The 716-nt window shown below is 46.1% G+C and carries 1 protein-coding gene; it reads right to left on the reverse strand.

Annotated elements, in window-relative coordinates; translation table 11 throughout:
- Positions 1–2 precede the first annotated feature (2 nt).
- Positions 3–716 (reverse strand): IS3 family transposase (locus tag ACL9RM_RS26425; protein ID WP_414126697.1); only part of this gene is annotated, 714 nt, incomplete at its 5' end.

Here is a 716-nt window from a genome sequence, read left to right on the forward strand (position 1 = left end):
CCCTAGGCTATAAGCTGCTTCCGATACTCTTTCGGAGGCAGCTTATTTAACTTTCGTTGTGGTCGACACTGGTTGTAAAATTGGATATATTCTTTTATTCTCCTTTGTGCCTCGTCCATATTTCGGATATCATATGGGTAGAGCCCTTCCGTTTTGAGATGCGAGAAGAAGCTCTCCATCGAGGCATTATCATAACAATTGCCTCGGCGAGACATGCTGATTCGGGCGCCAACCTTTGGCAGCATGTCGTGGTACGCATGGGACGTGTACTGGAATCCCTGGTCGCTGTGAACGATGAGGCCAGTCACGTCTTTTTGCTGTTTCCAGGCTTGTCGAAACGTCTGTAAAACCAGTTCGTTATCATTTCTATGGCTCATCTGGTACGCGATAATTTCGTTATTGAACAAGTCTTTAATCGCAGACAGATATAGCCAGCAATCCCCCACACGATATTGCGTGATATCTGTGACCCATTTTTGGTTAGGTTTGGCCGCCTTGAAATCCTGTTTTAGCAGATTTTTCGCCACACGACCTTCTGTAGAAGAAGCATAGTTACAGCGATGCTTCCGGCGAATTTGTGAGCGGATCCCCAAGACCTGCATGAGCCGGAGTACCTTTTTATGGTTCATCCAGACTCCATGATCGTGCTGCAAAAATAGTTGAATTTGGCGATAGCCGTAGACTCCGTTATACTGCTCATACACTTTCTTCACAAG

Origin of the sequence: Paenibacillus sp. S29 (assembly GCF_049319765.1) — a bacterium.
Classification (GTDB): Bacteria; Bacillota; Bacilli; order Paenibacillales; family Paenibacillaceae; genus Paenibacillus; species Paenibacillus polymyxa_B.